The sequence below is a fragment of the Methylomonas sp. AM2-LC genome, assembly GCF_039904985.1.
Lineage (GTDB): Bacteria > Pseudomonadota > Gammaproteobacteria > Methylococcales > Methylomonadaceae > Methylomonas.
The window spans coordinates 986,189-1,010,076 of the sequence record NZ_CP157005.1; the positions used below are offsets into that span (position 1 = coordinate 986,189).

24 protein-coding genes and 1 pseudogene are annotated in these 23,888 nt (G+C 46.4%); 18 read left to right on the forward strand and 7 right to left on the reverse strand.

Annotated elements, in window-relative coordinates:
• Nucleotide 1: 1 nt before the first annotated feature.
• The 9 genes from ABH008_RS04570 (at nt 2) to ABH008_RS04610 (ending at nt 9,003) form a co-directional block, all read left to right on the forward strand.
• Nucleotides 2–3,076 carry an efflux RND transporter permease subunit gene (locus ABH008_RS04570; RefSeq protein ID WP_347988672.1) on the forward strand — a complete coding sequence of 1,025 codons (3,075 nt, stop codon included), beginning with the start codon at nt 2–4 and terminating at the stop codon, nt 3,074–3,076.
• Complete coding sequence (locus ABH008_RS04575) at nt 3,073–4,491, forward strand: TolC family outer membrane protein (RefSeq protein WP_347988673.1); 1,419 nt, start codon at nt 3,073–3,075, stop codon at nt 4,489–4,491. Before ABH008_RS04570 ends, ABH008_RS04575 begins: the two co-directional genes overlap by 4 nt.
• On the forward strand, nt 4,484–4,771 hold the full coding sequence (locus ABH008_RS04580) for a hypothetical protein (protein ID WP_347988674.1): 288 nt from the start codon (nt 4,484–4,486) through the stop codon (nt 4,769–4,771). The genes ABH008_RS04575 and ABH008_RS04580 overlap by 8 nt, the downstream gene beginning before the upstream one ends.
• Nucleotides 4,772–4,778: 7 nt before the next feature.
• Nucleotides 4,779–5,558: an energy transducer TonB gene (locus ABH008_RS04585; RefSeq protein WP_347988675.1), complete on the forward strand. Its 780-nt coding sequence runs from the start codon at nt 4,779–4,781 to the stop codon at nt 5,556–5,558.
• A 175-nt stretch (nt 5,559–5,733) separates the two neighbouring features.
• Nucleotides 5,734–6,435: a MotA/TolQ/ExbB proton channel family protein gene (locus tag ABH008_RS04590; RefSeq protein WP_347988676.1), complete on the forward strand. Its 702-nt coding sequence runs from the start codon at nt 5,734–5,736 to the stop codon at nt 6,433–6,435.
• On the forward strand, nt 6,413–6,823 hold the full coding sequence (locus tag ABH008_RS04595; protein WP_347988677.1) for a biopolymer transporter ExbD: 411 nt from the start codon (nt 6,413–6,415) through the stop codon (nt 6,821–6,823). Before ABH008_RS04590 ends, ABH008_RS04595 begins: the two co-directional genes overlap by 23 nt.
• Before the next feature lie 42 nt (nt 6,824–6,865).
• Entirely contained in the window at nt 6,866–7,249 is a 384-nt protein-coding gene (locus tag ABH008_RS04600) for an HU family DNA-binding protein (protein ID WP_347988678.1), read from the forward strand.
• A gap of 669 nt (nt 7,250–7,918) precedes the next feature.
• Complete coding sequence (locus tag ABH008_RS04605; RefSeq protein WP_347988679.1) at nt 7,919–8,518, forward strand: DUF4325 domain-containing protein; 600 nt, start codon at nt 7,919–7,921, stop codon at nt 8,516–8,518.
• An 8-nt stretch (nt 8,519–8,526) separates the two neighbouring features.
• Nucleotides 8,527–9,003 (forward strand): FlhC family transcriptional regulator, encoded by a 477-nt coding sequence (locus ABH008_RS04610; RefSeq protein WP_347988680.1) that lies wholly within the window; start codon nt 8,527–8,529, stop codon nt 9,001–9,003.
• 231 nt (nt 9,004–9,234) lie between these two features.
• Here the strand turns inward: ABH008_RS04610 and ABH008_RS04615 are convergent, their stop codons facing one another.
• The 4 genes from ABH008_RS04615 to ABH008_RS04630 all read right to left on the reverse strand — a co-directional run bounded on the left by ABH008_RS04615 (nt 9,235) and on the right by ABH008_RS04630 (nt 10,791).
• Nucleotides 9,235–9,528 (reverse strand): type II toxin-antitoxin system RelE/ParE family toxin, encoded by a 294-nt coding sequence (locus ABH008_RS04615; RefSeq protein WP_347988681.1) that lies wholly within the window; start codon nt 9,526–9,528, stop codon nt 9,235–9,237.
• Nucleotides 9,521–9,769, reverse strand: coding sequence for a type II toxin-antitoxin system ParD family antitoxin (locus tag ABH008_RS04620; protein ID WP_347988682.1), 249 nt, complete (start codon nt 9,767–9,769; stop codon nt 9,521–9,523). Before ABH008_RS04620 ends, ABH008_RS04615 begins: the two co-directional genes overlap by 8 nt.
• A 144-nt stretch (nt 9,770–9,913) precedes the next feature.
• Nucleotides 9,914–10,114 carry a hypothetical protein gene (locus tag ABH008_RS04625; RefSeq protein WP_347988683.1) on the reverse strand — a complete coding sequence of 67 codons (201 nt, stop codon included), beginning with the start codon at nt 10,112–10,114 and terminating at the stop codon, nt 9,914–9,916.
• A gap of 11 nt (nt 10,115–10,125) precedes the next feature.
• A complete protein-coding gene (locus tag ABH008_RS04630) occupies nt 10,126–10,791 on the reverse strand; it encodes a hypothetical protein (RefSeq protein WP_347988684.1) in 666 nt (221 codons plus the stop codon).
• Between the two features lie 378 nt (nt 10,792–11,169).
• Here ABH008_RS04630 and ssb point away from each other — a divergent pair, with 378 nt between their 5' ends.
• From ssb to ABH008_RS04650, 4 genes and pseudogenes are all read left to right on the forward strand, one after another.
• On the forward strand, nt 11,170–11,505 hold the full coding sequence (gene ssb / locus ABH008_RS04635) for a single-stranded DNA-binding protein (RefSeq protein ID WP_347988685.1): 336 nt from the start codon (nt 11,170–11,172) through the stop codon (nt 11,503–11,505).
• Between the two features lie 100 nt (nt 11,506–11,605).
• Nucleotides 11,606–13,114 carry an IS21 family transposase gene (gene istA / locus ABH008_RS04640; RefSeq protein WP_347988686.1) on the forward strand — a complete coding sequence of 503 codons (1,509 nt, stop codon included), beginning with the start codon at nt 11,606–11,608 and terminating at the stop codon, nt 13,112–13,114.
• On the forward strand, nt 13,107–13,931 hold the full coding sequence (gene istB, locus ABH008_RS04645) for an IS21-like element helper ATPase IstB (protein WP_347986692.1): 825 nt from the start codon (nt 13,107–13,109) through the stop codon (nt 13,929–13,931). The genes istA and istB overlap by 8 nt, the downstream gene beginning before the upstream one ends.
• A gap of 163 nt (nt 13,932–14,094) precedes the next feature.
• Nucleotides 14,095–14,943: pseudogene (locus tag ABH008_RS04650) on the forward strand (IS30 family transposase); the annotation flags it as partial.
• Nucleotides 14,944–15,324: 381 nt separating this feature from the next.
• On the opposite strand, the gene ABH008_RS04655 reads toward ABH008_RS04650, so the two are convergent.
• Genes ABH008_RS04655 through ABH008_RS04665 form a run of 3 tightly spaced genes read right to left on the reverse strand, consistent with a single transcriptional unit; the run spans nt 15,325 to nt 17,145 of the window.
• Complete coding sequence (locus tag ABH008_RS04655) at nt 15,325–16,356, reverse strand: virulence RhuM family protein (RefSeq protein ID WP_347988687.1); 1,032 nt, start codon at nt 16,354–16,356, stop codon at nt 15,325–15,327.
• 13 nt (nt 16,357–16,369) lie between these two features.
• The gene (locus tag ABH008_RS04660; RefSeq protein ID WP_347988688.1) at nt 16,370–16,867 is read right to left on the reverse strand and encodes a GNAT family N-acetyltransferase; all 498 of its coding nucleotides are present in this window, start codon (nt 16,865–16,867) and stop codon (nt 16,370–16,372) included.
• On the reverse strand, nt 16,864–17,145 hold the full coding sequence (locus ABH008_RS04665; RefSeq protein ID WP_347988689.1) for a DUF1778 domain-containing protein: 282 nt from the start codon (nt 17,143–17,145) through the stop codon (nt 16,864–16,866). The genes ABH008_RS04660 and ABH008_RS04665 overlap by 4 nt, the downstream gene beginning before the upstream one ends.
• Nucleotides 17,146–17,243: 98 nt before the next feature.
• Between ABH008_RS04665 and ABH008_RS04670 the strand changes: the two genes are divergently transcribed.
• The 5 genes from ABH008_RS04670 (at nt 17,244) to ABH008_RS04690 (ending at nt 23,888) form a co-directional block, all read left to right on the forward strand.
• Nucleotides 17,244–18,503 (forward strand): hypothetical protein, encoded by a 1,260-nt coding sequence (locus ABH008_RS04670; protein WP_347988690.1) that lies wholly within the window; start codon nt 17,244–17,246, stop codon nt 18,501–18,503.
• 80 nt (nt 18,504–18,583) lie between these two features.
• Nucleotides 18,584–19,669, forward strand: a complete 1,086-nt coding sequence (locus ABH008_RS04675; protein ID WP_347988691.1) for a DEAD/DEAH box helicase — start codon at nt 18,584–18,586, stop codon at nt 19,667–19,669.
• 668 nt (nt 19,670–20,337) lie between these two features.
• Entirely contained in the window at nt 20,338–21,204 is an 867-nt protein-coding gene (locus tag ABH008_RS04680) for a hypothetical protein (protein WP_347988692.1), read from the forward strand.
• 79 nt (nt 21,205–21,283) lie between these two features.
• The gene (locus ABH008_RS04685; RefSeq protein ID WP_347988693.1) at nt 21,284–22,018 is read left to right on the forward strand and encodes a peptidoglycan-binding domain-containing protein; all 735 of its coding nucleotides are present in this window, start codon (nt 21,284–21,286) and stop codon (nt 22,016–22,018) included.
• Between the two features lie 31 nt (nt 22,019–22,049).
• Nucleotides 22,050–23,888, forward strand: a complete 1,839-nt coding sequence (locus ABH008_RS04690; RefSeq protein ID WP_347988694.1) for a hypothetical protein — start codon at nt 22,050–22,052, stop codon at nt 23,886–23,888.

Consider the following 23,888-nt stretch of genomic DNA (forward strand, 5'->3'; position numbering starts at 1 on the left):
GATGTGGCTGAATGCGCTATACCGAAATCACGTCCTGGCCAACCTGAGTTATTGCATGGTGCTGATCCTGGGGGCGTTCGCCTATACGCAACTACCCAAGGAAAAAGCCCCGGACACCTTAGCCACTGCCGCTGATATTTCGTTATCCATGCCCGGCGCCAGCGCAGAGGATGTCGAGCGTCTGCTAGTGACACCGGTCGAGCGCATGCTGCGCAGCAAGATCAAAAACATCAAACATGTCAACAGCAACGCCCAAAGCGGCATGGCTTCAGTAACCGTTTTGTTTGAAGAGCTGGATAAGCCCTTGTACGAACGGCGCATTCAGGAATTGCGGCGCGAACTGCAAACCCTGGTACAATCGGAACTACCCAAAACCGCCTCTATGCCGGAGATCTTCGAAGGCAATCTAGGTTCGGACTGGTTCAAGATTCTGGTCTACGGTCCCGGTGAAGACGAAAATTTCCGAAAGCAAGCCCGCCAAGTCAAACTCGATTTACAGCGTCTGCCTGGCGTGGCAATGGTGCAAACCAAAGGGCTGGAAGATCCGGAACTGCATGTAGTGTTTCATCCCGAACAGCTGGCCGGACTGGGCATCAGTCCCACGGCGCTGGCCGATACCGTCAGCAGTTACTTTAAGGACATCGCCGCCGGCGTCGTCAAGGTCGACGAGCGAGAATGGCTGCTCAGGGTTACCGGAACCGAGGATGCCGCTACGCGATTAGCGCAATTGCCGGTCATCGCCGCCAAGGGCGAAGTGAAGCTGGGCGATCTGGCCGACATCAGTCGTACCAGCAAGGCCGTCAAGCTGGGTGCGCGGTTTCGCGGTCAGCCTGCGGTAGCGGTGATGCCATTCAAACAACCCGGCGCCAATACCCTGGCCCTGATTGATCAGTTGAAGGCTTATATAGATACCCGCAACCGGGTTAGCGCTAATACCGGCGTCCAATTGTTTCTGCTGATCGATGACTCGGATAGTATTCGTAACGCCATATCGACCATGGAAGAACATGCCTGGTCGGGAATGTTGCTGGTATTTGCTGTCACCTGGCTGTTATTGGGTGCCCGACTGTCCTTACTTACCACGCTGGCGGTGCCGTTTTCACTGGCTGGGGTATTTATCGCCCTGCAAGTCACTAAGCAATCACTAAATCTCAGTGTCTTACTGGGTGTGATCATTGTGCTGGGTATGCTGGTCGACGATGCGGTCGTGGTAATCGAAGCGGTAGGTCAACAATTACGCAGAGGGCTAACTCCCTTGACCGCCACCGTGTCTGCCTTGCGCGAAGTCTGGCTACCGGTGACGACTTCGTCCATGACTACCATCGCCACCTTTTTACCCTTGATGCTGATGACGGGGTTTCTGGGTCACTTGATGGGTGTTGTGCCGCAGGTCGTGTGTCTGGCTCTGATCATTAGCATCATCCAGGCCTTATGGATTTTACCGTCACACGCGGCGGCCACCGTCAAAGCCGAGACTGCTGTGAACAATACTAGTTGGCGTGAAATCATGCGGCAGGGTTTACAGCGTCGGTATACGCTGGTGTTGATTCAGGTGCTACGCCACCCCAAACGTGCTTTGTTGGTTTTGCTGGCGTTCTTTGTCTTGTCCGGTTCTGCTATCGGATTTTCCTGGGTTAAGTTCAATTTGTTGCCGGCTGTGCCGGATTACGGCTTTGTCGTCACTTTGGAAATGAACAACGGTACGCCTTCCGCCAAAACCTTGGCAACCCTGGAGGAAATCGAACGGCGGGTAACCGCTATTTTAAAACCCGGCGAATTGCGGGCCAGTGCGGCAGAAAGCGGTGCTATCGCTAAAGAAGGCCAATACCTATATGGTCATCAATATGGGGATTTATGGTTCAGCTTGAACCGTGACAGCCGGGATTCGGCGACCTTAATACCGCTGATTAAACCCTTGCTGAACAATCTGGAGGGTGCTGTCGAAGCTTGGGTGGAGGGTGAAGGCTCGGCGCTGGGCGGTGGGGTGGGCAAAGCCATCAATCTGAATATTCAAGGTAGCCCAGGCGCTGAACTGGATTCCGCCATTGCCGAATTAAAAGCTATTGTTGCTGCCACATCGGGGGTCAGTCAAGTCCGATTGGATATCATACCCGGCCTTTCCGAACTGAAATTGCGTCTGGACAGCGCAGCGGTGCAACGTGCAGGTCTTGCCCCGGAAACCGTAGCCCGCACCTTGCAACTGCTGGCCGACGGCGAAAGCGTTGCCAGCCTTGTCGAACAAGGTGAACCGGTTGGCGTACGGGTACGAGCCTATCAAACCCAGGTACATGATATTGCCGAGTTACTCCGTTATACCGTCGCCAGAACTGACGGCACTAGCGTGCCGCTCAGCCAATTGGTGACAGCCGAACCGCGCATAGGCCCAGCCAGCATCAATCACAGCGACTTTCAACAAGTACAGACGCTGCAAGCCGCGCTCGATAAAACCCAACTGGACACACTGGCTGCCAACCAGCAAATTCAACAACGCTGGCAACAGGTCAAAGACCGTTATCCCGATATCAGCGTCCAGTTCGGCGGCGAAATGGAAACCGTGCAGGAAGGACTGAAGCAACTTTGGCAGTTGTTTGTATTAGGCATTGGTTTAATTTTCATTATCGTCGGCGCCCAATTTAGAAGTTACGGTCTGCCATTTCTGGTGCTGTTAAAAATCCCGATGGCATTTGCCGGTGTCATATTGGGTTTGTTGATTTCCGGCGAGCCGGTCAGTCTGTACACAATGTATGGAGGTGTGGCGCTGGCCGGCATCGCGGTAAATTCGGCGATATTGATGTTCGCCGCCGCCCATGACCGGTTGGAAAACGGCATGGGCGTGGTGCATGCCAGTGTCTGGGCGGCGAAGCGGCGCTTATTGCCGATCTTCATCACCTCAATGACCACGTTGGTTGGCTTGTTGCCCTTGGCGTTAAGCGACGATACCTCGGCCACCATGTGGAAGCCGGTAGCGACCGCCATCGTCTGGGGTGTGGGCTTTTCAACGCTGTTTACCCTATTCATGATGCCGTTGTTGTATCGTTTGGCGATGGGCTGGGTTTTGCGGGGGGAAACTCAATGACGCTGCGCATCAACATCAGCATCAGACATTGGCTGCCTCGTATTCTGGCAGCAAGCTTTGCCTTAAACCTATTGGCGCTTTCGCAGCTTCTTCATGCCCAAGACTTGCTCTCAGTTTACCGCGAAGCCTTAAACGATAATCCTCAACTGGAAAAGGCCCGAGAAGGCCTGGAAGCAGTGTTGGAAAGCCAGTCCCAAGCCCATGCTGCACTGTTTCTGCCGGAAGCTGTTTTTACCGCAAACATCAATCGCGATTATCAAAACATCCGCTTAGGCGGGGCTGCCGCCATCGGCGCCAGTGGTAATGACGCCTTCATGTCCGGCGGTTATAGCCTGTCAATCACTCAGCCATTATTACACTATGACCGGTGGGTAGCTCTGGAGCAGGCCGATAGCAAGATTGCTCAAGCCGAGGCCGATACTAGTGCCGCCGAAATCGCCCTGATGTTGAAAGTGGCGGAACGCTATTTTGATGTACTGGCCGCCGAGGAAAATTTGCAGTTCGCCAAGGCGCAACAACAATCCCTGGAGCGCAAGCTTACCGAAACCCGCCAGCGGCAGGCAGTAGGGTATTTGGCCTATACCGATGTCCAGGAAGCCCAGTCGGGTTCCGACCGCGCCGCAGCCGATGCCGTGGCCGCCGAACACCAGTTACGCGATACCCGCGAAGCCTTGCGGGAAGTCTCAGGTATCCATCATGATAGTCTGGCCGTGCTCAGCGCCGAAATTCCCTTGATAGCGCCTGATCCAACCGATGAGCAACGTTGGATAGAACAGGCCTTGTCCCAGAATCCGGTTGTGCTGTCCAATGAAAAAGCCGTTCAAGTCGCCAAGGACGAAATCCAGCGGTTGGCCGCCGGGCATTTGCCGACCTTGGATGCGCAAGGCAATCATAATTTCGCCACTTCCGGTGGCCGCTTCGGTACTGCCGATATCGAAGACAATATTGTCGGCTTGAATCTGAATTTCCCACTGTATCAAGGCGGCCGGGTCAACTCCAAAACCCGTGAGGCCGAACATCGCTACCGTCAAGCTATCGCCTCTCTTAACGAGCAAAAACGTACTGTGCATCGTGCGACCAGCAAAGCCTATCTGGGCGTGGTGGCCGGCATCAGCCGAGTCAAGGCCCTGCAACAGGCACTCAAATCCAGTGAAACAGGGTTGGCCGCCACCCAGGCCGGTTTTAATGCCGGACGCCGCACCTCATTGGATATCATCGTCGCCGAACGCGAACTACTGGGAGCTCAGCGCGATTATGCCCGAGCTCGCTACGACTATCTGCTCGATAGCCTGCGCCTGAAACAGGCGGTGGGCTCACTGTCGCCGCAAGATCTGCAACAGGTGAATAGTTGGCTGAAATCAGACAGCAACTCCAACCTGCAATCGAATCCGAATCCGGTCTCGCAGAATGAATAATAAAAAAATTAACGGAGGAAAACGCATGCAAAGCAAGTCACTTTCCAGAAAAAGAGAAATGGATCCAGGTGAAAACGATATGGCTTTAAAAGCGGGTGCGGGGTTTCCAACCGCCCGCTATTTTCAGATCCACTTTGAATATCTGCAAGAGCAGTTGCATCTGACCCAAGGTGCGCTGCAAGCACTGCAAACTCAGATGCACCAGCTACAACAGCAGTTACCGGTCACAGCGAACCTTCAGGCATCGTATGTGTCGTCAAAGCTGCAAAGACAACGGTAGTCGAACCATGTATCAATCGATTATCCGATTCCCGAGCCTGTCGCTGTTTTTGCCTTCGGCTTTGAGTACGCCCAACGATGGAGGCTTGCCCTTGATCGCAACGCCTGATTCAGATAAGTATCGCCGTCCACTCGGGATATTATCTGCCACTTTGGCAGCTGCCTTGCTGCATGGTTGTCTGTTGTTCTGGTATGTCAATCGCCCAGCACCACTTCCGTTTTCCGCAGCAGCGCCTTTACCGATGATAGACATGATGTTGTCCGCGCCGCCTTCACCGGCTGTCAACCAACCCATCACGCCGCCCACGCCAGTGCCACCCAAAGAGGTGAAAAAAACTGACCCCAAACCATTAAAGAAACCCAAGCCGAAACCAAAGCCGTTGCCTTCCGAAACGAAAGTGAAACAGGTTGAAGTTCAAAAGGACGAGCCGGACACTGCACCGCCTACTTCTTCGGCACCGCCGACTGAAAATCATGAGCGTGCCGCTTCACCGCGCAACGATACGTATACCCCAGCCAATTCGGACGCCAATTATCTGAACAACCCAAAGCCAGTCTATCCGATGGTGGCTCGGCAGCGGCATTGGGAAGGGCTGGTCATCTTACGGGTGTATATCACCGCCGATGGTCATGCTGCACAAGTGAATGTGCAACGCTCCAGCGGCCACGAAGAACTGGATGAATCCGCGCTGGAAGCCGTGAAGAACTGGCGATTTATTCCCGCCAAACGCGGTGAGTTTGCCGAAGCCAGTTGGGCCAGTGTTCCAATTGATTTTAGCCTGCAATGATGATTTCCCCCCCAAAGTATTCCCGGATTCCTGCCTCTTACCTTATCCGGGGCAACAAGGATGTTGATTTGCCCGGATTTGGTTGGTCCGGGCGATTACATGGAATTTAATCAAGCGAATAGCAGCCATTTCGAACAAATTTATAACTAAAACTAAAACTAGAAAGGAGACCACTTTGAATTTTTCCGAAACCACCATTGTTGATAGCACGCTGTGCATGCTCGGCTGTTTTTCGTTGCTGACCTGGAGCGTGATACTCTTAAAAGCCGGTGAAATGGCCTTGAACCGCTATCGAAACAGAAAGGTGATTAACCAGTATACAGAAATTAGTCTATTGTCAGCCTTAACCCCGTCAGAAATCGAAACAGACAAAAATCTGACTACTCAGGCTGGCCGAGTATTATCCGTCGGCAGCCAGACGTATGCCCGAGCCAAGAATCTGACTAAGACCAACACGTTGGAACATCATGCCGCCTGGCACGAACTGATCGAACGGGCTTTGCGTCAGCAATTACAGAAAGAGAAAGCGCTGATGGAATCCGGATTGGGCTGGCTGGCCAGCATTGGCAGCACAGCGCCCTTTATCGGCTTGTTCGGCACAGTCTGGGGCATTATGCATGCTCTGAAGGATATCAGCGCCCAAGGCAATGCCAGTCTGGATGTAGTGGCCGGCCCTATCGGCGAAGCGTTGATAGCCACAGCACTAGGTATCGCAGTGGCGATTCCGGCAGTGATTGCCTACAACTTTTTTCTGCGTCAAAACCGCACATCAATTGCAAATCTTGAACATTTTGCCACCGATTATTTGCGCAGCTGCATTGAAAACGACTTAACTGAAACCACGGAGAATAACCATGTCCATACAACTGCCCAATGATGATGAAAGCAGCGAAATGAGCGAAATCAACGTCACGCCGTTAGTAGACGTGATGCTGGTATTGTTAGTGGTATTTATCGTCACCACGCCGCTGTTGACCCAGGTCGTGCGGGTCAAGCTGCCGAAAACTGAGCAAACCGAACCTGCTCCAGACAAGCATGTTGCAATCCTCAGTATCAACGCTCAAGGCGAGCCACAACTCGATGATAAACCGTTACCACTGGCCGCCTTGGAAACCGAACTCAAGGCCTTGCAGGAACGTGACCCCGATATCAGCATTCAGCTTCAGGCTGATAAAGCAGCCGTGTTCGAATCGGTCGCTAAGGTCATGGCGAGCGCTCAGCGCTCGGGGGTGGGTAAGTTGTCGTTTGTGACCTTGCAGCAATAGAAATTTTAATTCAAAAGTATTGGCAGTTCATCAGGTTTGAAAGTGAAAAAGTCGGAAATGATAGAAGTGTTGGTCAACAAACGGCCAAATTTACAGGTTAAACAAGTCCAAAGGGCAGTCAATAGCATCGTCGAACAACTGACCAATACCCTTGCCAACGGTGAGCGCATCGAAATCTGGGGTTTTGGCAGTTTCTCAGCTAAGCAACGCGATGCTCATGCCGGTAGAAACCCCAAAACCGGACAAGCCTTAGTGATCCATGAAAAGCGGGTAATCCATTTTAAGCCTGGTCAGGAATTAAGGCTATTAGTCAATGCCGCCCGTAAAAAACAAAATCATAGATTGATAGGATTGATTTTAACAATTTTGTCGAGAAGGTCATGGTTAGCGCTCAACGGCCGAGGGTGGGGATGTTGTCGTTGCTGACTTTTTAGCAATGCCTTAGCCCACTGCGGTTGTTTCGAACTGTACCCACCCCCAATTAAGCTCTTTTACAATTTGGATAGTAGACAGATGGGCGTACCTTTTCGGTATGCCCATTGAAATCTTCAAAATGGCACGCCTGGCTGTTATCTAAGCAAGGATATATTTTGGGATTACTAAAATCCTGAGTACAAAGACTAGCCATATATCCGATATCAATGAGCAAATAGGTTTATTTGCGTTAGGGATATTCGTTCTTTACATTTATTAAAACGTACATAATGACACCGCAAAGCAAAGCATGCAAAGTTAGGCTGAATATGGGGTGTACGATTTTTTATTGGCAATTTAGCAGCATCGAATTTTTTGGGAGTAGTAAAAATGTAACAAAATTCAATTTTTGACGAAAAAATTATTATAGCAATCAATCTTTTCCTGTCGCCAGAGCAGGCAACTCATTAAAAACAATATTTAAAACTGTAGTCATTTTCAGGGGAGTCGACACGGCGTTAAACAACCGCTAGATCTACGTTATCAATGCCCGGCCTAAAATGTCAGGATCGATTAGATCGGGCAGTAGGTGTCAGACAAGAGTCAAATCTCAATTGACTAATTAAAGAAATACAAGGTGTTTGGTTTAGGACGATTCTATTGCTGCTTAGGAGAAAGCGCGTGTATATCGTTGTAAATGCCATAACTGAACTGAATGTCCCAACATCCCTCCATGCGAAAAAATTATCGCGACTAGTTCGAGAATGTTTCGCCAATCATCTTAGTTTAACTATTGATTTTGAGGGTGTTACTGAGGTTTCGGAAGATTTCTTTCACGAATTATTTTTGCCACTCGCACCTGAATTTGGTGTGGGTTACCTAAAGTCCAAGTTAACCGTAGTCAATGTCGCTCCAGATATTGAGCAGTTCATGACAACCGCCTTTTCTGATCTCGATGCCTACTTTAAGAAACGTACTACTACCCATGCCAAGCACTTTGATGAAGATATTTATGCCATCAACCTTGCTTGGTTGGTCATGTCGCGCGAAGTTTCCCGAAACAGTCCACTATTAGCGAGGTTAGTCTTAGGCATTGACGACGATGAAATGATAAGCGCTTTGAGTCAATTGTCATTTTGCGATATTCAATACCTAGCTCAAACCAATTGGCTATGTTTTTCGCCAAGATTTTCGACCAATTTTATTCAATGTATGGGAACCCACCAGCGTCAAGCAGCGGAGGTGATGATTGGTTTCAGCAAATTCTTAAACCTGAAATGAGGTAAACGATGCTCCAAAAATACAAACAACAATCCTTGGCCGTAAACTTGCTCAATCGAAAAGTTCGAGCGACTATTGTTCACCAAGTGACTGAAGTTTCGATCAAGCTACTCAGAAAAGCCTATAAAGAACTTCATGGCCGCTCATCGAGCCAAGGATCTTTAAAGTTTTCGATCAAGGGATTAACTCGCAATAATCAGAAATATATAGAGGTGACGCATTTTGCGGTGTGCTTTCGGAATGTCGAAAACAATAGCCAGGACATACATGCTGAAAAAGTGATTTTGGCTTTTGATACTTACAAGCAATCGAATCCATCGGGTCAGTTGGATTTTGGAGCCGCATGGGTTATTGCTCGGGGTTTGGCAGATAAATCCGTGCAACTTACAAAATGCCCGCATTGTAAATCTTGGGTGCTGCTGAATGCCCGAGAAAATAGACGGGAACGATGCGGCGTCTGTAAAACCCTCTTGGATAATTTTTGACTCAGGGTTCAATGAAAAGTAGGGCTTTGGCTTGAAATTTTGCTGATAATTGTAAATTACGCTGCCATTTTTAACGGTGGCAGCTTTCGTTTTAGGTGAAAGTGTGATGTTTAGTCCAAGAACCGGATGTGGAACCCCCATCAGTCCGGTTCGAGGACTGGAGTCGAGGGTTTTTGAGATTAGTTAGGCAAGATTTATTACGCAGTATTTCTCGATCAAATGACGATATTATTATTGCAAATTATTGATAGGGTCTTCGCCAGGCCCAAAAATCCTAAAAATGAATGGCACAGATCCATCAATCCGATAATAAATGGAATGCGATTCATATACATGACGCCGGATATTTTCTTTGATGTGGCTTTGGTTGCTTCCTACGAAAGGATATTCGGCAATCATATCCAGGGATTTGAATAAACCGTCTCGGTAAAGTCTGGCTTGTCTAATGCCAAAACGTTGAATGGTGTACCGTGCGATATTCTCGATATCTTTTTCGGCAAGTTTGGATAGCTGGTAATCAGCCATTCTTTTCTGTGAACTGATTTTCCACTGATGCCCAGATTTCTTGTGGGCTACGAGCACTAATTCCACTCGCTTCCGCTTCATCCAGCATGAATAGTAGCGTAGTTTCAGCTTTGCGCTTGTCTTGGTCACGGCGGATTAGATCGCGAAAATATTCACTATCGTTACCGTATTTGCCAGAATCAACTTGTGCTTTGACCCAGTTTTCCATCTGATTAGTGATGGTGATTGTTTTTCGTTGCATAGACATAAGCATTTCTCAACTCTTAAAGATTTCGTATGACATTATCACACTATCAGCATACGCTGTTCAAGAATTTGGCTTTCAATCACACACTACAATCTATGTTGATATTTAAATGAACCCATGGTGAGCGGAGGATGCATGTCAACGCGGAGCGTACCCAAGTTCTGCCAAGGCGTTTCTGATTTTCTCGCCGGCAGATAACATTCGGTAAGCTTCTGCTTCATCAACAGCATTGCTTCGGTAATCTGAAAAACCAGTTCGCTTGAAATACTGGGCCAAATCCCAGACCTCCTGGTCTGTAAGCAAAACGGTAAGACGATTTTCAAGGTTTTTCTTCGACATAGGATAGTCCCTCAAATCTTTGAATGCTGATCGTTTTCCTCATTCGGCAAAGTTTCTTTGTCGTTCTCGTTTATGGTTTCCGGCTCTGTGTGAAGCCCAGACTCTATTCGGGCAGCGCGTACTTCTTCCCCGCGACCTTGATCATAAGCCGCTCTATGCGCTAACCGTTCAATCGTCACGATCCGATTTGCCAATTTTTGCAGTCTTTGCTGCCATTGATAACGGGCTTCAGTGCATTGCTTGCTGGATACTATCTGGCATAGCCACAAGGTGTCCATCACCATCATCAGCTGATCAAGCAGTTTGATGAGTTCAATAAACTGGGCTATCTGAGGTGAAGCAATCTGAGCCTTGAATTCAGTCGGATGGGTATAGATGGGCTTTTCGGTGATGCCGTTTTCAGAGGATACGCTATCCAGTCGAGATTTTTCAGCCTGAAGTTGTTGGGCGCACTCGCTGATCATACCACTTACCAAGGTTTCAAGCTCGTCGATGGCCTGTTCCTCTCCGATAATCCGCAAAATGACATCAATAGCGTACAGTGATTTGATCAGGCGATCATAGCTTTTACGGATAACCCGGATAGCTTGTTCACTATTAACCTTGATCGTACGTTCAAACACTGGCCGACTGATTTCTGGTCGCCCCTGTTTCTCACGAACACTATTTTCCGCCATGTCAGAACCCTTGATCTTGTGATTGATGATCAGCCGATAGTACGGCAATTTTTTTTAAGCCAACTTGCAAAAAATGACGAATTACGCATTTTTTGCAAGTTACAAACAAAAATTCTCTGCTTCAATGATCTGACATTTCATAACGCTGTTTTTGCGTTCTGATCCGGCTTTTTGCCGGCGTTCCGCTTTTAAGCGGCGGGGGTGTTTTTCATCAACGTGTCGGGTGCGTCAAGCCTGATGTTTATTTGCTTTGTACATTTTTATCCTGTCCAGGGAACGCTTTCCCTGCCGGGAGGTTTACCCCGGATTTGAGCCCGCTGCCGCGCCTGTGGGTTTTTCTCGTTTTTTCCGGGCGCGGCCGGATTGGAGGTAAACACTATGGCAACTCGTGGTGTAAATAAAGTGACCCTGTTAGGGAATATTGGCGCCGAGCCTGAAGTCCGTTATTTGCCTGATGGCGGAATGGTCGTAACCATACGTCTGGCAACATCACAGGTATGGAACGATCAGGCAGGTCAGCGTCAAGAGCGTACCGATTGGCATCGGGTGGTGTTTTTCCGCAATCTCGCAGAAATTGCCGCCGATTATCTTAAAAAGGGCAGTAAGATTTATTTGGAAGGCAGCTTGCATTATCAGCAATGGGATAAGGACGGCGAACGTCGGTTTACCACCGAAATTGTTGTTAATGATCTGCAAATTGTTGGCGCTAGTTGAAAATTGATCATTTATAGAGTGTTGTGCTAATCGAAAATTGACCAGGCAATTCACGTATCCTGCTGATGTTTTAGGCAGGAGCAAAACGAGAGTGCATTACATGTCAATGTTCGCAAAAGTTCGACGGTTGTTTCATCGCGACCACCTGTCCATCAGTGAAATTCAGCGGCTGACCAGTCTGTCGCGGAACACCATTAAGGCATGGCTTAAAGAAAGCAACCCAGATGACTACAAGTATCCCAAACGATCCCGAGTTAATAGCAAGCTGACAGCTTATATTCCCGCATTGTTGCTGGCATTAAACGTTGATGCCCAACGCGCTAAACGGGATCGTCGTACCGGATTGATGTTGTTTCAAATGATCAAAAAAGAAGGTTATACCGGCAGTTATTTCCTTCTTACCGCTTATATCCGCCATTGGCAAAACGATTCGATCACCGCAGGTAAATCCGCTTATGTGCCGCTCAAATTCGAGCTAGGCGAAGCGTTTCAATTTGATTGGAGCGAAGAATGGCAGATAATCGGCGGTATCCATCGTAAAATTCAAGTGGCGCATACCAAGCTGTGCGCCAGTCGCGCGTTTTTTTTGTCTGCCTATCCCACGCAAACCCAGGAAATGCTCTACGACGCGCATACCCGAGCCTTCATTGCACTGGGTGGCATACCCAAGCGCGGTATTTACGATAATATGAAAACGGCGGTCGACAAAGTCATCAAAAAAAGTAATGGTCGCATCATCAATTCACGTTTTTACGCCATGACGGCACATTATTTGTTTGAACCGGACTTCTGTAATGTGGCTTCCGGCTGGGAAAAAGGCATTATCGAGAAGAATGTCCAGGATGCCAGGCGTCGAGTTTGGATAGAGGCCAAAACACAGTGCTTTAGTAGCTTTGAAGAGCTGAATACCTGGCTTGATCTGAAATGCCGCGCCCTCTGGACCGAAATTGAACATCCCCATTATGCGGGTATTACGGTAGCCGATGCGCTCGAGCAAGAGCAAATTTATCTTATGCCCATGCCAACACCTTTCGATGGCTACATCGAGATCTTGGCTCGGGTATCGAGTACCTGTCTGGTCACCGTGGAGCGCAACCAATACTCAGTACCCTGTCATCTCGCTAATCGCAAAGCCACCATTCATCTTTATGCCGATAAGGTCGACATCTGTACCGAAAGTGACGTCGTTGCTCGCCATACGCGTCTGTTGGCTCGTGATCAAGTCAGCTATGATTGGCAGCACTATATTCCGCTGATTGAAAAAAAACCGGGGGCATTGCGTAACGGTGCGCCTTTTGAAGATATGCCGTTGCTGTTTGCGCAACTGCGAACAGCGTTACGCCACCGGGAACGGCAACAAGGTGATCGGATTATGGCTAAAGTGCTAGCCGCTGTTCCGGTTCATGGCTTAGAAACCGTATTGAGTGCTGTTAAACAATTATTAGATGCAGGGGTGACGAGTCTCGAACAGGTGGTTAACGTCCTGTCCCGACTGAATGATTTACCTATTCCAGCACAGGTGGAAACAAGTTTAAAGCTGACTGAAGAGCCACTGGCTGACACGGCTCGATATGACAGCCTAAGTGATCAAGAGGTGACTCATGTCTGACATCATTAGCCAACTTAAAGCCCTAAAATTGTATGGCATGGCGGCATGTTACGCCGAATTACAAACGCAAAACTTAGCAGGCACGGTTGAATTGATCCATTCGACACAATGGCTGCTCGACCAATTGTTACAGGCAGAATCAATTGATAGGGGCATCCGCACCATCCGCTATCAGATGAGTTCAGCCAAATTTCCGATCCACCGGGATTTGCTAGGCTTTGATTTCAGCCAATCTAAAGTAGACCCGTCACTGATCCAGACACTGGCAACCTTGACATTTACCGATGCTGCACAGAATCTGGTATTAGTGGGTGGCACTGGAACCGGAAAATCCCATTTGGCCACAGCACTGGGCGTTTGCGGTATCCAGCAGCACAGCAAACGGGTGCGCTTTTTCTCCACCGTTGAGTTAGTTAACACACTGGAGCAGGAAAAAGCAGCTGGTAAACAAGGACGACTGGCGCTGATGCTCATGCAGGTGGACTTGGTCATCTTGGACGAGCTGGGTTATTTGCCCTTTTCACAGGCGGGTGGTGCACTCCTGTTCCATCTGCTTTCCAAACTTTATGAACGTACCAGCGTCATCATTACAACCAATTTGACTTTCTCAGAATGGAGTAGCGTGTTTATTGACGCCAAACTGACAACAGCACTGCTGGATCGCCTCACGCATCATTGCCATATCATTGAAACCGGCAATGAATCCTTTCGGTTTAAGGAAAGTAGCGCTATAGCAAAAGAACGGATTAAATCCAGGGAATTGTCCAAACGGTCATTGCCAATAGCAGAATCAATAGCGGCAAACACGGATGACTAGTATGAAATCATCAGTATTCGAAAATAACACATTTAAAAAAAGGGGGCAAAACTCACTCAGTCTGGTCGACTAATTCGGCGCAGTATAGTAATCTGCCTAACATAATCCCTGGTCAATTTTCGATTAGCACGGGTGGTCAATTTTCAATTAGCGCCAACATAATAAAGATCAATATCGAGCAATCGAAGCTGATTCAAAAGCATGGGATCAAGCACAGCGACCTAAGCCCTGTCGACTGGCTACACATTCTCAACTACAAATCATGGTGGCAACTAAACTCGGTTTCGATTGGTCTCCTGAGCAAATTGCTGGCTGGCTTAAACATGAATATCCAAACGATATCAATATGCATGTCTCACATGAAACAATCTATAAAAGCCTGTATATTCAAGCACGCGGCGTTTTGAAAAAGGAATTAATCGGACATCTACGATCGAAACGAATGATGCGGCGAGGTAAGGCATCAACAACTGAAGGCCAGCCAAGAGGGCAAATTATTGATGCGGTATCGATAAAAGATCGACCTGCAGAGGTTGAGGATCGTGCAATACCTGGGCATTGGGAAGGTGATCTGATTACGGGGTCTAAAAACAGCCATATTGCTACTCTAGTTGAACGTCGGTCACGATTTGTGTTGCTGGTTCAAGTTGATGGCAAAGATACGACGAATGTTGTGAATGCATTAATTCGTCAGGTACAGCAACTTCCTTCCGGCTTAATGGCTTCGTTGACATGGGATCGTGGTACTGAATTAGCTCAACATAAAAGATTTACTGTAGCCACCGATGTGGCAATGTATTTTTGCGATCCAAGAAGCCCTTGGCAGCGAGGAACCAATGAAAATACAAACCGATTATTAAGACAATATTTTCCCAAAGGGACCGATTTAAGCGGTTATAGTCAGCAAGACCTAGATGAGATTGCTTTAAAGCTTAATACGAGACCTAGAAAAACACTGGGCTACATGATGCCTGGTGATAAACTAAACGAATGCGTTGCAATGACCAGTTGAACTCACCATACTTAATTTAAATAAAAGTAACCTGACCCCTTTATATTTTTATATTTTAAAGCCCATCTGCACCATTTATCATATAAAAAATATCTTCAGGTGGACGCATTGCCAAACGACCCTGCGGACACAGTATATCCAACGGCTTCTCTGCCACCCCGAGGGGCTATAGTCGGTATAGATCCGTGTATTTAAACTCCCGGATTTGGAGTCTATGAAAATTTCATCCTGAAAAGTTCTTTGAGCCGGGGTTAGTTTGGTGGAAATTTAAGGGGTTGTCAAGCGGATGTTGATAAATAAATATTATTTATCAATAGGATAGGTTGTTTTATGTTGTCCGATATGGTTCGATGCTGTCCAGCGACGTGCGGACAATTATTTCTATTTTTCCTGATTGGAAGCGGCATTTTCTTGTTTCAATATTTTGTCAAAGTCACTTTCAAATAGCCTGTCCTGGACAACGCGAAATTTTTCAAACTCACTTTCGGCATGGCTTTTAGCAATTTCCATGGAAACTTTGCCGCTGTTTTGCAGAATATCTCTTTCGGTAAATTCCAGAAAGGCATCAAGGCGTTTGGCCCAATCCTCCATGGTCATTGGAATTTTACGTAGCGCCCGTTCTTCTGCCAAATCCAGGTAGGCATTGACTATACGACCAAGAGATTCCAGCTCTTCCCTGGTCAGATAATTTTTGGCGATTACCACATCGGTTTTCAGAATTTTGCCTTCAGGTGCATTTGCCCAACTGGTTAGTCCCATATGTGGCTTGCGACTATCTGCTCTTTGTTGAATTAATTCAGCAGCGGTATGTCCGTGGATTGCAAAATGTAATTTATTCTGCACCTTGGCAAAAAATTTTTTTGTGGTTGGCGCATCCTGGTTGTAATCGACGCTTGTGGCGTATATGTCGGTTATTTTCTGGTAGAACCGGCGTTCGCTCAGGCGTATTTCCCTGATTTCCGCCAGTAGTTGTTCAAAATAATCGGTATTGAGAAAAGCGCCGTTTTCCATGCGCTGTTTATCCAGTACATAACCTTTAATGGCAAATTCTCTTAGAACATTGGTTGCCCATTGCCGGAATTGCGTTGCACGAATAGAGTTGACGCGGTAACCGACGGAAATAATGGCATCGAGATTGAAGAAATCAACGTTACGAGAAATTTCTCGATTTCCTTCTGTTTGAACTATTCGGAATTTCCTAATAGTTGTGTCTCGGTTGATTTCTCCCGTTTCGTAAGCATTTTTTAGATGCTCATTGATTGTTGGAACAGTAACATCAAACAATGTTGCCATCAGTTTTTGCGAAAGCCAGACGGTTTCATCTTCATAGCGTGCTTCAATGCTTTGTTCACCGGCCTGTCCAGTAAAGATAAGAAATTCGGCTGTGCTATTTCGGATTAATTTTTTTGTCATTTAGGTTTGGCAACTATCCAGCAGCAAAGTAAGTAATCGGTAAAAGTAATTTGTTGGAAATGCCATTCAATGGCATAAACCCAAAATGTCGGTAAAAATCAGCAGCAGATTCTTTAGCATCTACAACAATTCCTGCAACCGCCAAGGTTTTGCTGGCATGGGCTACACGTTGACAGGCGTCCGCCAGCAAAATGGAGCCAAGCCCCTGACCTTGGTATTTTAGATCAACAGCCAGTCGCCCAAGTATTGCTATGGGCACCGGATATCTTGGCAATTTTTTGGTCAGGGATTCCGGTAATTCCGAACAGCTGATACTACCTGCGCTTAATGTATAAAAACCGGCCAGCTGTGTGTCTTGTTCTTCGGGAGTTGCGATAAAGATTCGGGCGACATTTCGCTTGATATCCTGGGTGGCGTAATGACGGATGTAAGAATTGAGCTCTGATTGACCGCAATCAAATTCTGTCCGGATTACCGATTTGGTATATGGCCTGATATGGAAGCGGTTCACTTCAAAACTTGTTCCTGATGCCGCTGGAAGGCTTTTTGCAACGCGGGATTTGCTTCTGCTGGTGCGTCCAGAGCATCTAAAAATGCCTGGAAGTCGTCCGGTTGCATGGTGATGTTTTCATGGGCTTGAACAATCTTTTCAGCCGTTGCTAATGCCTGAGACAATACAAATTCGGACAGGCTGACGTGTGAATAGGTTGCTGCTTTATCAAGCAGTGCTCGCGTTCTGATATCGCATCGGATATTAAGCCGGCTTTCTTTTGTGCTTGCGTTTTCCATAAAGGTGCCTCCCACTTGACGAGGTTAATGTGCGTCATATGTGAGCACATATTAGCATATAATATCTAGTCAAACTGTAATTCTTTGATGATCTGACAATGAATGATTTTGAACAACAAATTCAGCAACTGCAAAATCGGCTTCTAGCTTTAGACGCTGAGCGGGAGACTGTATTGAAGCAATTATCGGAATTAGGGCAAAGAAAAAGTGAGCAGCAGTCTGAATTTGAAAAAATCATTGATGATGCCAAAATCAATCATTATTCCTCCACCCATGAAAAGATAAACTTGTTTCGCGATCTTTTCAAAGGTCGGACGGATGTTTATCCAAAGCGGTATGAAAGCAAAAAAACCGGCAAATCCGGTTATACGCCGGTTTGCGCGAATGAATGGCGGCCTAATGTTTGCCATAAACCGCGTATCAAGTGTAGCGATTGCCAATTCAGAGTTTATTCTCCGGTAACGGATCAAGTCATCGCTAATCATCTTGCTGGTAACGATTATTCCGGCAAAGCCAATTCCGACTTTGTTGCCGGCATTTATCCACTATTAAGCAATGAGCATTGCTGGTTTTTGGCAGTCGATTTTGATGAAGAATCCTGGATGGACGATATCAAGGCGTTTTTGAGCGCATGCAAGGACAACAAGATTCCATGTGCCATTGAGCGTTCGCGCTCTGGTAAAGGGGGCCATGTCTGGATATTTTTCACTGAACCGGTAACGGCGATGGATGCGCGCAAATTGGGAGCCTTTCTGCTAACCAGCGCAATGGACTTGCATCCGGAATTAGGATTCAAGTCTTATGACCGCCTGTTTCCAAACCAGGATACGATGCCTAAAGGCGGTTTTGGTAACCTAATTGCGTTACCGCTGCAAAAAAAGGCGCGGGAAAACGGCAACAGCGTCTTCATAAATGAGAATTTCACGCCGTATCCGGATCAATGGGCCTATCTTGCCAGCATTTTTAAAATTACGCCTACTCAATTGGCGGTGGTCATAAAAAAAGCGGAACAACAAAATAAAATTCTGGGTGTAAGGCTGCCAATTGAAGAAGACGACAAAGAACCATGGAAGCTTTCGCCATCCCGTAAACCAAAAGATTTCATGCTTTCGGATCCATTGCCCAAAATATTGCCGATTGTATTGGGGAATCAGATTTTTATTGCTAAGGCCGAATTACCAAAACTTGTACAAAGCAAAATCATCCAGATTGCCGCTTTTCAAAATCCTGAGTTTTATAAAAAACAGGCTTTACGCCAATCTACCCATGAAACACCTCGTGTTATTTCCTGTGCCGAATATTTTCTCAACATATCGCTCTGCCCAGAGGTTGCCGGGAAGAATTATTACTGCTTTTAAATGATCTTGATGTAAAACCTGATATTCAGGATGAAAGATTTATCGGCAATCACATCACGGGCATTCAATTTCAGGGAGAATTGACTGACGAGCAAAAGCCTGCAGTTGCCAAGCTTCTTGAGCATGAAATCGGCACACTTTCCGCAACCACTGCATTTGGAAAAACGGTGGTTGCGTTGTATATCCTGGCCAAAAGACAGGTGAACACCTTGATTGTGGTTCACCGCCGTCAATTGCTGGATCAATGGGTGGAGCGCATTGAGATGTTTTTGAACATTCCAAAAAAGCAAATAGGAAAAATTGGCGGTGGGAAAAACAAACCAACCGGCATCATTGATGTAGCCATCATGCAAAGCTTAACCAAAAATCATGAGGTGGACGACGTGGTAGCCAATTATGGTCTGGTGATTTTTGATGAGTGCCATCATCTATCCGCCTCCAGTTTTGAAAAAGTGGCTAATGCTTGTAAAGCGAAATATGTGTTGGGTTTGTCGGCTACTTTAACGCGGAAGGACGGTCATCACCCCATCGTATTCATGCAATGTGGCCCAATTCGTTATCAAGTAAACGCAAAAAACCAGGCAAAGAAGCGGCCCTTTGATCATTTGGTGCATCAAAGATTAACGATGTTTCAGATGACGGATAACTCGAATCATTCCATTCATGAAGTTTATCAGGCGTTGATTTTGAATAAGGACAGGAACGACCTGATTGTTTCTGATATCAAAAAAGCGCTAGCCGATGGGCGAATTCCTATTGTTTTAACCGAACGGAAAGAACATGTGGAAATTTTGGCTGAGCAAATCGCTGCTTTTGCAAAAAATATTTTTGTTCTGCAAGGTGGCATCGGCATTCGCCAACGAAAAGAACTGATCAATGCAATTAATAATTTGCCGGAAAATGAAGAGCGCATCATTATTGCGACAGGCAAATATTTGGGTGAGGGTTTCGATGACGCCAGACTGGATACCTTATTCCTGGTAATGCCGGTTTCCTGGAAAGGTACGCTTTCACAATATGTCGGCAGACTGCATCGCCTGCACCATGCCAAATCAGAGGTGGTAATTTATGACTACGTTGATAGCCTGGTGCCAATGCTGGACAAGATGAGTGAAAAAAGGAGGATTGGCTATAAAAGCTTGGGATACACGATTCAAGATATCTGATTCTGCTGTCCAACCTTAAGTTTTCAGTCTTTTCAGGATGCAATTGCCGGTAATGGGAATAATTTTGATTGGTTCCCTTGAAAAATTTATGTAAATCCAGAAGGAATGAGGTAACCTTCTATTATATAAAGATGTTCCCTTAATTCCCCAAGTTCACCGGTAAAAAATTAATCTGGATTTTGCACCGTTTTCACTTGAACCGGTCTTAAACCGCGCCGGATAAGGCTTGTGGAGGATTGTGCAGTAACAATCGCAGTAACTTGTTTTTATGCTTACAAATACTCAATTTAAATCATTGATTTATTGTGCATTTCAAATCCGGCCATCGTACCAAGAAGGTGTTTAAAGAAACCCAATGAAATACAAAAATCCGCAAGTTATCTGGCTTAGTGGGGTATATACTGTCTAACGTAATGTGGCTAGATACAGCAGAATAGATAGATAACTATGTCCTTGGTCATAATGACATCATTCAGCTATGTAGGTGGGTTCTTGTACTGTTTGGAATATAACCATAAACACTCAAGCCAGGGTGAAATTCTCATTGGTAAACCGCTTACAACAGTTACCATTAAATGTAGGACAATAGCGTCCTGATCAAAGAATTGAAAATACCAAAATTCTGTGTAGAATAATATTTTAACTACATGCGAATAAGAGCGGACTGCATGACTCGAATTTCCTCAGGATTTAACGAAGTTTCTATCTGTAAATGGCATGAGTGTGCTGATTCTGGCGTTTCATTTCAAATTAAAGGTAGTTTATCAGTTGAAATGAAGTTACAAGCTTTAAAAAGCAACCAATCCGCAATGCGCAATTTGCGTAGCCTCATCAGCTGTGGGGAGGGCGTTTTCAACATCCATCGGTTGGATGACAATGAAGTAATTAAGCAGGTTTGTGCGCTTATTAGGACAGGTCGGTTGGCAATCAGTGGAAGGAAAACATCAACAACCGAAATAGATCCAAAACAGAAAGTTATCAATCAGATATTAACTGGTTTGCCTAACAAAATACAGGATTTTAATTTTGATGGTCAAACACTGCGATTAATTAGTGCTGAACAATGGAAAAGTTTAAGTAGAAATCAAAAGTATCAAATAATATCTAAAGATCAAGCAAAGCAGATTATTCAAAAATTGATTGTATCTCCCTTTTCGTCTGCAAATGAGAAAACTTACCTTCATCAAACTATTGAGTTGTTTACAGAAACCAAATTTTCACGTCTAGAAACTGGTTTTCTTTTATTACGATATTCTACCAATAACTATGTTCGGGCAGAGAGTAACGAGCCAGCCTTTACTCCATCCCAACATGTTCAGCGTCTTCAAAAGGAAAAACATTGGATTGAAATTGAATTGCTCGGTGAAGATGGTAAGCCGATAGCAAACCAAAACTACCTAGTTGTCACTGCCGATCAAAAACAATACACTGGCACAACCGATGCCGACGGATTAGCTCGTTTGGATGATATTCCCGCTGGAAATTGCCAGGTCAGTTTTCCCGATTTAGATAAAGAAGCCTGGTCCATGGCATGACCATTAGCCAAGTCCGATGCTAGTAGATCCATATGAATAACACGATACTTTCCATAGTTGTTAACCAAAAGTAAAGTCTATGCCGAAAAAATATACCGTTCAAACAGGAGAATGTGTTTCAAGTATTGCTTTTGAAAACGGTTTTTTCTGGCAAACCATCTGGGATCATCCTGAAAACTTGGAGCTCAAGCAATTACGCACTAACCCTAATATTTTAAAGGAAGGTGACGTGCTGACCATACCCGATAAGCGGCAAAAACAAGTGTCTTGCGCTACAGACAAACGACACCCGTTCAAATTAAAAGGGGTTCCGGCCAAACTGCGATTACGAATTATGGAGCCGCCTAAACCCGAAAACAAGCCGGTCGAAGATGCCACTGGTTCCGATGATATTTCTCATGTTGAAGATCCAGACTTTAAACCTGAAACCGTGGAAGACGTTCCAGTTAAAAATGCCTTCTACAATTTAGAAATCGACGGCAAGCTGGTCAAAAGCGCCTCAACCGACGACGATGGTCGCATAGAAATTTCAGTGCCTCCCAATGCCCGTGAGGGAAAACTTATTCTTAATCCAGGCACTGCGGAAGAACGCATCATGCCTTTGGCTTTGGGTTCCATGGACCCAATTACCGAAACGTCGGGCTTTCGCATGCGTCTAGCAAATTTGGGTTATCCGTGTAATATTAGTGGCGAAGACGATAGTGATGATTTGAGCTCGTCCCTACGGCGATTTCAACAGGATAATCAATTAGACATTACTGGTCGAATAGACGACGCCACCCGAAATAAATTAAAGCAACTGCACGGTAGTTAAAAACTGCCCAAGCCACGGAGACACAACGCGGATGCCAGTCACAAAAATCAAAGTTTCCTTTACCAAGTTCTACGCTTTTGACAGCGCCGATTTGTTTGGTGCTGGCGAATGGAAAATGACGGCCAAAATCGATGGTCAGATTGTTGGTGATCCGAATTACGAATTCGAGGTAAACGATAAACAAACTATTAATTTATCGGAAAAATGGTCTAGAGAACTTGATGTTAGGGATAAAAAGCCTGGGGATACCATCTTGATATCCATGACAGGCATTGATGTGGATGTTTTTAGTGACGATAATTTGGGTGAAGCCAAACTCACGCTGAAATACCCGTTTGTTACCGAGTACGATGAAGTACCTGTCCGATCAGCCGTTATCAAGGGTTGGTTGTTTCTTCCCGACCATCAATACTATCAAGTATACATTAGCGTAAAAATCTTGGAAACCAAAGCCACCACTAAACCGGATTTGAATAAAGGTATAGTGGTCAGCCGGCAAAATAATGGTAATACCACGTTTACTACGGTGTCAGGGAAGGCCATAGAACCGAGGGTCGAAGTGTGTCCTGTAATCCCGGTACCTATTGCGCCAACCAAACTACCGCCGCGCCCTTCCATGCTGGTAAGTTTGAGCGCAGAAGTTGAGCCTGGCGTTGAAACTGCGTTCGCCAAACCGATAACTCTAGCGCCAACTTCGGATTGGAATGTGTTGGTTAATCCGTCTTTAATTCCAGTATTAAAAAAAGACGACCCTAATATAACCACCAAAGCAGCGAAAATCGCTGTTACCTGGGTTTGGCCTGGCGATTTGGAACTAAGTAAAATTACCTGGAAAGTAAAGCAAGGCCCAGCGGAAATAGTGGGCTCCAATCGTGGAATATGGGTTATGGTACGCGGAACGGCGGCGTCAAGCGATACGATGGCAGTGCTCGAAGCCCGTTGGGATGGCGAAGACGGCCCGTTACTAGCCACCTACCGCGCGTGGGTAGGCGGCGTCAAGCAATTAAAATACCGCATGAATATTATTAACGGTGTGGACAAAACCAATCATCCTGAACGCAGTCCTACCGTTTCTCCAGGGGATTTATACGATTATATTCGCATCGCTCAGGTTATTTGGTGGCAATGCGGTATAGAATTCATTCCCGACACCAATAATACCACCTGGGACAATGCACTCCCCTCCGCTAACCAGGGAATTTTTACCGTTACCGCCCAAAAAGACAACTGGACGGTCAACGTCAACAATAATGTCTCTCCCATTTCTACCAGACTTAATTTTAATCCAGGTGTTTTGAATGTAGCATTTGTGCGTTCCACGACAGGTACAAACGCCGCAGCTACTGATTTACAAGGCGTATCTGGCAAGTCGGTTGAACTAGATGGCGCGCCTAGCAGCTCTTGGGTATTGCCCAGCGGTGTACCACCTGACGGTGCAGCTGGCAAAATCAAGATGACCTCCTTTCCTCATCAAAATCGTTCCAATTCTACAGATCATGCTTACATCAATGCGCGTAAGAAGCTTCAAGCCAGCTTCACTTCGGACGATTTACATAAGAGATTGTACGGTATCATTTATCCTTCGGATTGGACCGTTGGCAGCTCAGTACATGCTAGCGGACAGAATTTAGCTCACGAAATGGGGCATATCCTAGGGCTTTACCATCGGGGTTCTGGAGGGGAAAATAATTTTACCACTGTTAGTAAACTTTCCGACGATCAAGTCAATTGCGTTGATACTTTTGGTAATAAGCGCGGCCACCCTTGGCGGGAAAACGTGATGGGCTATGATGTGCTGCGCGGCATGGATGCGGATTTGTTGCAAACCATGGTAGTGCGCAAGCACCCCGGCCTAACTGACAAAACTTAG

Excerpts from the sequence above, each read along its gene's own strand:
- ssb (WP_347988685.1), top strand. The coding sequence starts at position 11,170 with ATGGCAACTCGTGGTGTAAATAAAGTGACCCTGTTAGGGAATATTGGC.
- ABH008_RS04670 (WP_347988690.1), top strand. The coding sequence starts at position 17,244 with ATGAATGATTTTGAACAACAAATTCAGCAACTGCAAAATCGGCTTCTA.
- ABH008_RS04690 (WP_347988694.1), top strand. The coding sequence starts at position 22,050 with ATGCCAGTCACAAAAATCAAAGTTTCCTTTACCAAGTTCTACGCTTTT.
- ABH008_RS04665 (WP_347988689.1), bottom strand. The coding sequence starts at position 17,145 with ATGGAAAACGCAAGCACAAAAGAAAGCCGGCTTAATATCCGATGCGAT.
- ABH008_RS04580 (WP_347988674.1), top strand. The coding sequence starts at position 4,484 with ATGAATAATAAAAAAATTAACGGAGGAAAACGCATGCAAAGCAAGTCA.
- ABH008_RS04595 (WP_347988677.1), top strand. The coding sequence starts at position 6,413 with ATGTCCATACAACTGCCCAATGATGATGAAAGCAGCGAAATGAGCGAA.
- ABH008_RS04625 (WP_347988683.1), bottom strand. The coding sequence starts at position 10,114 with ATGTCGAAGAAAAACCTTGAAAATCGTCTTACCGTTTTGCTTACAGAC.
- ABH008_RS04680 (WP_347988692.1), top strand. The coding sequence starts at position 20,338 with ATGACTCGAATTTCCTCAGGATTTAACGAAGTTTCTATCTGTAAATGG.
- ABH008_RS04630 (WP_347988684.1), bottom strand. The coding sequence starts at position 10,791 with ATGGCGGAAAATAGTGTTCGTGAGAAACAGGGGCGACCAGAAATCAGT.
- ABH008_RS04620 (WP_347988682.1), bottom strand. The coding sequence starts at position 9,769 with ATGCAACGAAAAACAATCACCATCACTAATCAGATGGAAAACTGGGTC.
- ABH008_RS04570 (WP_347988672.1), top strand. The coding sequence starts at position 2 with ATGTGGCTGAATGCGCTATACCGAAATCACGTCCTGGCCAACCTGAGT.
- ABH008_RS04610 (WP_347988680.1), top strand. The coding sequence starts at position 8,527 with ATGCTCCAAAAATACAAACAACAATCCTTGGCCGTAAACTTGCTCAAT.
- ABH008_RS04585 (WP_347988675.1), top strand. The coding sequence starts at position 4,779 with ATGTATCAATCGATTATCCGATTCCCGAGCCTGTCGCTGTTTTTGCCT.
- ABH008_RS04685 (WP_347988693.1), top strand. The coding sequence starts at position 21,284 with ATGCCGAAAAAATATACCGTTCAAACAGGAGAATGTGTTTCAAGTATT.
- istB (WP_347986692.1), top strand. The coding sequence starts at position 13,107 with ATGTCTGACATCATTAGCCAACTTAAAGCCCTAAAATTGTATGGCATG.
- istA (WP_347988686.1), top strand. The coding sequence starts at position 11,606 with ATGTCAATGTTCGCAAAAGTTCGACGGTTGTTTCATCGCGACCACCTG.
- ABH008_RS04655 (WP_347988687.1), bottom strand. The coding sequence starts at position 16,356 with ATGACAAAAAAATTAATCCGAAATAGCACAGCCGAATTTCTTATCTTT.
- ABH008_RS04575 (WP_347988673.1), top strand. The coding sequence starts at position 3,073 with ATGACGCTGCGCATCAACATCAGCATCAGACATTGGCTGCCTCGTATT.
- ABH008_RS04615 (WP_347988681.1), bottom strand. The coding sequence starts at position 9,528 with ATGGCTGATTACCAGCTATCCAAACTTGCCGAAAAAGATATCGAGAAT.